The organism is Pseudomonas sp. MF06569 (assembly GCF_059862735.1).
Genome location: NZ_JCBCUZ010000053.1, coordinates 1 through 7,694 on the forward strand (window position 1 = coordinate 1; position 7,694 = coordinate 7,694).

Annotated in this window: 6 protein-coding genes; 4 read left to right on the plus strand and 2 right to left on the minus strand. The window is 51.8% G+C overall.

Annotated elements, in window-relative coordinates; translation table 11 throughout:
• The 3 genes from AC19YQ_RS24505 to AC19YQ_RS24515 form a co-directional block, all read left to right on the plus strand.
• Positions 1 to 187: hypothetical protein (locus tag AC19YQ_RS24505; protein WP_500596134.1), on the plus strand; the 187-nt coding region annotated here is incomplete at its 5' end.
• A 579-nt stretch (positions 188 to 766) separates the two neighbouring features.
• Positions 767 to 1,207 carry a low molecular weight protein-tyrosine-phosphatase gene (locus AC19YQ_RS24510; RefSeq protein ID WP_500596135.1) on the plus strand — a complete coding sequence of 147 codons (441 nt, stop codon included), beginning with the start codon at positions 767 to 769 and terminating at the stop codon, positions 1,205 to 1,207.
• 40 nt (positions 1,208 to 1,247) lie between these two features.
• Complete coding sequence (locus AC19YQ_RS24515; protein WP_500596138.1) at positions 1,248 to 3,476, plus strand: polysaccharide biosynthesis tyrosine autokinase; 2,229 nt, start codon at positions 1,248 to 1,250, stop codon at positions 3,474 to 3,476.
• An 864-nt stretch (positions 3,477 to 4,340) separates the two neighbouring features.
• Here the strand turns inward: AC19YQ_RS24515 and tnpC are convergent.
• Entirely contained in the window at positions 4,341 to 5,885 is a 1,545-nt protein-coding gene (gene tnpC, locus AC19YQ_RS24520) for an IS66 family transposase (RefSeq protein WP_500596136.1), read from the minus strand.
• Positions 5,886 to 5,901: 16 nt separating this feature from the next.
• Positions 5,902 to 6,261 carry an IS66 family insertion sequence element accessory protein TnpB gene (tnpB, locus tag AC19YQ_RS24525; protein ID WP_338648687.1) on the minus strand — a complete coding sequence of 120 codons (360 nt, stop codon included), beginning with the start codon at positions 6,259 to 6,261 and terminating at the stop codon, positions 5,902 to 5,904.
• A 117-nt stretch (positions 6,262 to 6,378) separates the two neighbouring features.
• Between tnpB and AC19YQ_RS24530 the strand changes: the two genes are divergently transcribed.
• Positions 6,379 to 7,587: a UDP-glucose dehydrogenase family protein gene (locus AC19YQ_RS24530; protein WP_500596137.1), complete on the plus strand. Its 1,209-nt coding sequence runs from the start codon at positions 6,379 to 6,381 to the stop codon at positions 7,585 to 7,587.
• Positions 7,588 to 7,694: the final 107 nt, after the last annotated feature.

Genomic DNA, 7,694 nt, shown 5'->3' on the forward strand with positions numbered 1-7,694 from the left:
GGGTGAAGCCTTGAGCTTGACTGAGCTGAATGATCGCGCGCTCTTCAACGCTGAGTTCGGAATAGGACATAGGGGCAGCACCGTACCGGAAAGGTCAGGTGTTGCACTCAGTTTTCGCGGCCGCCCCAAAATTAAATCCGAAAACATATATACCCAATGCATCAATAACCCTGACCCAATGTTCTAACCAATTGCCACACACTAAACAACTTCGGCGGCGCTATTTACACAGACATATCAGAATGCCACTATCGCTACAGGCAAACCGACCACAAAGCACGGTACGCCCCCTGCACGACTCGCTTTCAGGCCAACTCACACCGGCCAGCGCACACCTCCCCGCCCGAACAAGGCCCAGGCAAGGGTCGCCACACCGCCCTGAGCAGTGCCTGCTACCATAGAGCCCGGCTCCAGGCACCTGCCATTGAGCGGAGTTATTTTTAGTCGGAAACGGCCAAAATATTATTTATTGTCAGTCAATAAATATTGAAATCCATCTATATCGCTTGAATATAAAGCTCTGCCAATTTAAAGGTTGATATTGCAATCGTTTCGCAGTTAATATTTTCGTTGTTCAACTTCGTACCGCCCATTGTCTGTAATAAAGCAGGAGCCACTGCGTTCCCGCCCAGGCCATCGTCACATCTAACTGATGCGGGCAGCCTTTATTGATAGGCACTGCCATCTCCTGGATCGGGGATATTGGTCGTGACGAATCGTTAAATGCTCTCTCCGGCTGAGCATGTTTGGCACAAAGGAAGCTGCCTTGTTTAAACGAATCATGATTGTCTGCATTGGCAACATTTGCCGCAGCCCCACCGCCGAACATCTCATGCGGGTCGCATTGGCGCCCTCCGACATCGTCGTGAGCTCCGCAGGCCTCAGTGCCGTTAAAAACAAACCCATCGAAGCCACCGCAGGCCTGGTCCTCGAAGAGCACGGCCACATCGTGCCCGAGCACAGCGGTACCCAGCTGACGGCTGCTGCCATCAATGAGTCCGATCTTATTTTGGTAATGGAACAACATCATATTGGTGCTGTCCTAAGCATCTCTCCAGAGGCACGGGGCAAAGTGTTCCTGCTGGGCAAATGGCACGACAACCGCGAAATCAACGACCCGTACCGTCAAGGCAAGCCAGCCTTTGTCCACGCGTATGCGCTGATCGACGCCGCAGTAAATGCATGGGCCCAGCGGATCAAACGCTGAGCCATCCCTCGAATTACCTGTGAAGATAAAGAACCGACTTATGCAGCAAACACCTGTGACAAAGCCCCATGAACACGATGACGACAACGACGAAATTGACCTGATGGGGTTGTTGGGCACGCTCATCGATCATAAATGGCTGATTGCAGGGGTGACCGGCGTCTTTATGGCTGCAGGTGTTGCCTACGCCCTGCTGGCTACGCCGGTGTATCAGGCGAATGCGTTGATTCAGGTTGAAGCGAAGAAGAATGACCCGCTGGGCTTTTCTGATATCAGCAGCATGCTGGGCAAGGAATCGCCGTCGGCGACAGAGATTGAGCTGATCAAGTCGCGCAGGAATATTGGTGCTGCTGTCGATAATCTGAAACTGGATATTGAGGTAGAACCCAATCGCTTTCCGCTAATCGGCGAGTTTATAGCGCGACGCTTCAAGCCGAATGCGGAAAATCCTGTGGCCAGCCCGCTGGTCGGTATGAGCAGCTATGCGTGGGGTGGTGAAAAGCTGAAGATTGCCGAGCTGGAATTGCCACAGGAATTACTGGGCAAAAAGCTGACACTAGATAACGGGGATGCTGGCAATTTTACCCTGCTGGATAACGACGACAACGTACTAGCCAAAGGCCAAGTGGGTACGGCCATTGATGAAAATGGCGTCAGGCTGCTTGTAGAAACACTGCAAGCCAACCCCGGAACAACATTCAGCGTTGTCCGTCAGCCTCGTCTCACCACCATCATGGCTTATCAGAAAGCGCTGGATATCGCCGAACGTGGCAAAGAGTCCGGCATGATCGGCATGGCACTGGAAGATACAGATCCTGCAATTGCCATCCAGACACTGAATGAAATCGCCCGCCTTTATGTACAGCAGAATATTGAACGCACTTCGGCCGAAGCCGCACAAAGCCTGGGTTTTCTGAAAGACCAGCTGCCACAAGTTCGCAAGGACCTGGAAAAAGCCGAAAACGCACTGAATGCCTTCCAGATCCGCAGCAAGTCGATCGATATCAGCCTGGAAGCCAAAGCCATCCTAGACCAGATCGTGGCACTGGATACCAGCATCTCGACACTGAAACTGCAACAGGCCGAGATGGATCGCAAGTTTACGCCTCAGCATCCGGCCTACCGCGCGCTGATGGGTCAACTGGCCGAATTGACTGCCAAGCAAAACCGCCTGGCCAAACAGGTTGAAGGCCTGCCCAGCACCCAGCAGGAATTGCTCAGCCTGACCCGCGACTTGAAAGTCAGCACAGAAATCTATACTCAACTGCTGAACAAGTCTCAGGAACTAGACGTAATGCGTGCCGGCGCCGTAGGCAACGTACGCCTGATCGATACCGCCGATGTAGATCTGCAATCCCCGGTCAAACCAAAAAAATCCCTAATCGTATTAATCGCTACCCTGCTCGGTGCCTTCCTGGCTATCGGCTATGTACTGTTCCGCAAGGCACTCAACCGCGGCGTGCAAAACCCGGACGATCTCGAAAAACTCGGCCTGCCGGTCTATGCCTCGATTCCATTCAGCTCACTGCAAAAAGTTGAAGATGAAAAGAACACAAGTGGTCGCGGCACACGCGCTAGACCGCTACTAGCAAGTAGCCATCCAACAGATTTGGCAATTGAAGGGCTACGTAGCCTGCGTACCAGCTTGCACTTCGCCATGCTCGAAGCCGACAACAACCGTCTGATGATTTCCGGCCCAAGCCCAAAAGTGGGCAAGTCATTTGTGTCCTCGAACCTGGCCGCAGTGATTGCGCAATCTGGCCAGCGTGTACTGCTGGTGGACGTGGATATGCGCAAAGGTTATATCCATAAAATGTTTGGTATCCCTGTTGAAAATGGCTTGTCCGATCTACTGGCGAAGCGCTGCGATCTTAGTACCGCAATTCATAAAACCGAAGTCGAAAATCTTGATGTAATTGGCCGTGGTCAAATCCCACCAAACCCGTCTGAGTTGCTGATGCACAAGAACTTTACCGAGTTCTTGGAGCAAGTAAGCGCCAAATACGACCAGGTAATTCTCGATACACCGCCCTTCTTGGCAGTAACTGATGCGGCCATTGTCGGCCGCCAGTCCGGTACCAACTTGATTGTCACCCGCTTTGAGCTAAACCCGGCTCGTGAAGTAGAGCTGACCATGCGTCGCTTTGCCCAAAATGGTATCGACCTCAAAGGCGCCATCTTTAACGGCGTAGAAAAGCGCGCATCCTCCAAGTATGGCTATGGCGCATACGGCTATTACAACTACGAATACAAATCTGACACTATTTAATAGAAGATTTTCTTATAATTCAGAGCGCTTCCTCACTTTAAGAGCGCTCTTTTAATGCCGAAAGTTCAAAGCAATAACATGTCATCGCGCAACATACTGCCTTCAGGGACTGGCGTGTAATCCTGTGGCGGTAGCGTGCCGGAACCATAAAATAGAAGAATAACTCCTAAAAACCAGTATAAACTGCGCACTAAGCATATGCACCTCAAATACTATGACCGCTAATACAACGGCTGGGACTACTGAAAGCTAAAACTTTCTAATTATACTTATTTACTGACATGTAAATCCGACAAACAACACCTTTCATTAGTGATGCGCATATACTTATGCTTACTTAAAATAGTGAGCAAAACATCAAACCTCTTATTTCTTTCTACCGTAAGCGCTCCATGAACCCCACATTCAAAGTCACCACCTGTCCCAGACGCGGCGCCTCATATTTCTCTACCTGTGGCACATAAATAGCTCGCTTACCATTTTGCTGACATAAGAATGCCAATGTTTGGCTATTTTAGTGGCACGAAAATGTCAAAGTTTGGTTATTTCAGTGGCACAAAAATGCCAAGGCCAGGTATTTCAGCTGGTACAAAAGATGGGCCCCATTTCTGTGGCGTTTAAATGCCATTCAAATGCCACGGAAATCCAGAAATACGCCCTATCTGTGCTCATGTGAGCCATTTTTGACCTGTACCGGGGGTAGGACTATTTTTGTACCGGGGGTAGGATTTTCTGTTTTACAGGGCTTTGGAGGCCCAAAAAACGTCCCGAATCTATTACGTGCATGGTGGATTTGGCGGTACAGCAAAGGATATCGAAGGGTCTCGATAGCATACGATCCAATCACCCACGATAGGGTCAGGCTTAACGTCGTATCTCTGGCGAACAGTTCCACGGCAGCAGTGCTTCATAGTCCGCCACCGACTGCGCATGTGGTAACTGCTCCAGTACGTGGCGCAGCCACGTATAGGGCTCTTGGCCGTTGACCTTGGCGGTCTCCACCAGACTGTATATCTGAGCACTGGCGGTAGCGCCTTTGGGCGTGTCGCTGAACAGCCACGCCTTACGACCGATAACGAACGGTTTTATCGCCCTTTCGGCCGCATTGTTGTCGATAGGTAAAAAACCGGCTTCCACGTAGCGTTCCAGCCGGCTCCAGTTGCTGGCCAGGTAGTTAACTGCCTTGCCCAGAACACTTTGAGGGGTGACCTGAGGCTGCGTTTTTTCCAGCCAGCCTTTCAACTGGGCCAGGATCGGCAGGCTCTTTTCCTGACGGACAATAAAACGCTGCTCATCACTGGCATCCTTGAGTTCACGCTCGATGCCGTACAACTTGTTAATCATCGTCAGTGCAATATCGGCGCGACCTGTCTTGCCTTTGGGTTGCACTTTTTGCGCGTCAACGAACTTGCGCCGCGCATGGGCCATACACGCCAGCCGCTCCACACCCGGCTGCAACGCCAACGCGTTATATCCCGCGTAATCGTCGGTCATCACGTAACCACGATAACTTTCCAGCAGACGCAACGGCACGTCCTGCGCACGGCTGGAGGTGTAGTCGAACAGCACGACTTTTCGGTCTGGCGGCCCGCTGGCCTGCACCCACATCCAGGATTGGCTGGTAGGGTCTCGATCCGGTTCTTTCAGTACCTGAACACGGGTTTCATCGCAGTGGATGACCGGGCTTTCCAGCAACCGGTCGCGCATCAAATTCAGCAACGGTTGTAAGTGCTCGCCGCACTGGATAACCCAGCGAGCGAGAGTCTGACGCGGGATATCGATACCATGCCGGCTCAGAACCGTTCCGAAACGATGCAGCGGTAAGCCATCGACGTACTTCGTGGTCAGCAGCATGGCCAGAACGCTTGGGCTGGCCATGCTCTTTTCGATCAGTTGAGCCGGCTTGTCGGCGGTGACCGGTGCCGTTTCGCAGCCACGGCAACCGTAAACCTTGCGGATATGTTTGATGACACGGATCTGCATCGGCACGATATCCAGCTGTTCGCTGATTTCTTCGCTGATCACGTGCTTGCGGCAACCGCAGGCACAGGTCAGTTCGTGCTCGGGCAGTTCGTGGATGACTTCGATGCGCGGTAGATCAGCTGACAGTGGCTTGCGTTTGCCACGAGGTGGGGTCGGAGCAACCACTTCTTCGTCAGCGTCGCCGATTGAAGGCATCGGCTCGCTTTCGGGCTCGTTGAATAACGCGAGTTGTGGGGTGTTGGGTTCAACGGTCTGCTCGGATTTACGCCCGAATAAACGGTCGCGCAGCAACTTGATCTGCTCTTTTAGATCGACGATATGAGTCTGGTATGCCTCAGCCGTTACCTGCTGACGGCTGAGTGCCTCAAGCAACATTTGCTTGAGCAGAATAGGGTCATCAGGGAGGTCTTCGGGCATCAAATTCATGCCCGGATTATACCTGTTAAGCGACGAATCTTGGCGTTAAAACCTTGTGAGGACGGTTGCACCAGAGATCAAATCCATCCAATAGCCAGTTCAGTTCCTGAACGGTCAGCACGATAGCCTCGTCCACCTCATCAGGTGAGATTTTAAAACGCTCGGACTCCAGACGCTTGAGCCAAAGGCAGAAGCCGTTGCGCTCCCAGTACAACACTTTGACGCGGTTACGGTGGCGATTGAGGAAAACAAAGAGCACGGGGTCAAACACCGCGACCTTGATATCCAGTTCGACCAGCGCAGCCAGGCCATCGATGGACTTTCTAAAGTCTACCGGCTTTGGATAGAGGTACACTTTTTCAACGCTGGCATTGGGACGCATCATGGTGATTGGCTCCTGCTGGAAATAGGGAGCACAGCATCAGCCGTCAGCTATCCGCTTGGAATGTGGGGTTCGTGGAGCGGATACTTTCTACCTGCCATACGCTCAAAGGGAATCGACATGAAAGTTACAGTTTTTGGCATCGGTTACGTTGGCCTAGTGCAAGGCGCCGTTCTCGCGGAGGTCGGCCACGACGTAGTATGTATTGATATCGATGCCAGCAAGGTCGAACGCCTAAAGCAGGGGCATATCCCCATCTACGAACCTGGCCTAGAAGCACTGGTAAAAGAAAACCATGCTGCTGGCCGTCTGAATTTCACCACTGACGCAGCAGCAGGGGTAAAGCATGGCGAAGTGCAATTTATCGCTGTGGGCACACCACCTGATGAAGACGGTTCTGCTGACCTTAAATATGTACTGGCCGTTGCCGAAACCATTGCCCAGCATATGGAAGGCCATCAGATCATCATCGACAAGTCCACAGTGCCTGTAGGTACAGCCGACAAGGTTAGTGCCAAAATTGCGCAAGTTCTAGCGGCTCGTCAACGTGAAGACTTGGGCTTTGATGTGGTATCCAACCCTGAGTTTCTCAAGGAGGGCTCTGCTGTCGCTGACTGCATGCGCCCGGACCGTATCGTCATCGGTACCAATAGCAAAACTGCAGAAGATGTCATGCGTGAGTTGTACGCACCCTTCAACCGCAATCACGAAAAAATCATCGTGATGGACGTGCGCAGCGCCGAGCTGACCAAATACGCCGCCAACTGTATGCTGGCTACTAAAATCAGCTTTATGAACGAAATGGCCAACCTGGCAGAAATGCTCGGCGCAGATATCGAAATGGTTCGCCAGGGTATTGGCTCCGACCCACGCATAGGTTACCAATTTTTGTATGCCGGCGTCGGCTACGGAGGCTCGTGCTTCCCGAAAGATGTACAGGCACTTATTCGAACTGCTGAAGGCATCGACTTTGACGCTAAAGTGCTCAAAGCCGTTGAAAGCCGTAATGATGAACAGAAATCCACACTTTTCAAGAAAATCTTCAAACACTTCAATGGTGAACTAAGCGGTAAAACCTTAGCACTGTGGGGACTGAGTTTTAAACCAAACACCGACGATATGCGCGAGGCACCTAGTCGAGTCCTAATGGAAGCCCTGTGGGAAGCAGGCGCTCACGTACAGGCATACGATCCAGAAGCTATGGAAGAAACTCAACGCATATACGGCAATATAGAACAGTTAACATTGTGCGGCACAAAAGAAGCAGCTCTCAAAGGGAGTGATGCTCTGGTCATTGTCACTGAATGGCAGGGCGGTTGCAGGAGCTGAGTGCAACACGGTTATTGAATTGAAGCCGGAGCATCATGCCGCATAGCCAAGGCTTCCTGCATCACCTCTCCCATGACTTCGATCGGGCATTTGAAATCGAAGCGCTT

Bases quoted from the DNA above. Each gene is read 5' to 3' on its own strand.
- AC19YQ_RS24515 (WP_500596138.1), top strand. From the start codon at position 1,248: ATGCAGCAAACACCTGTGACAAAGCCCCATGAACACGATGACGACAAC.
- tnpC (WP_500596136.1), bottom strand. From the start codon at position 5,885: ATGAATTTGATGCCCGAAGACCTCCCTGATGACCCTATTCTGCTCAAG.
- tnpB (WP_338648687.1), bottom strand. From the start codon at position 6,261: ATGATGCGTCCCAATGCCAGCGTTGAAAAAGTGTACCTCTATCCAAAG.
- AC19YQ_RS24530 (WP_500596137.1), top strand. From the start codon at position 6,379: ATGAAAGTTACAGTTTTTGGCATCGGTTACGTTGGCCTAGTGCAAGGC.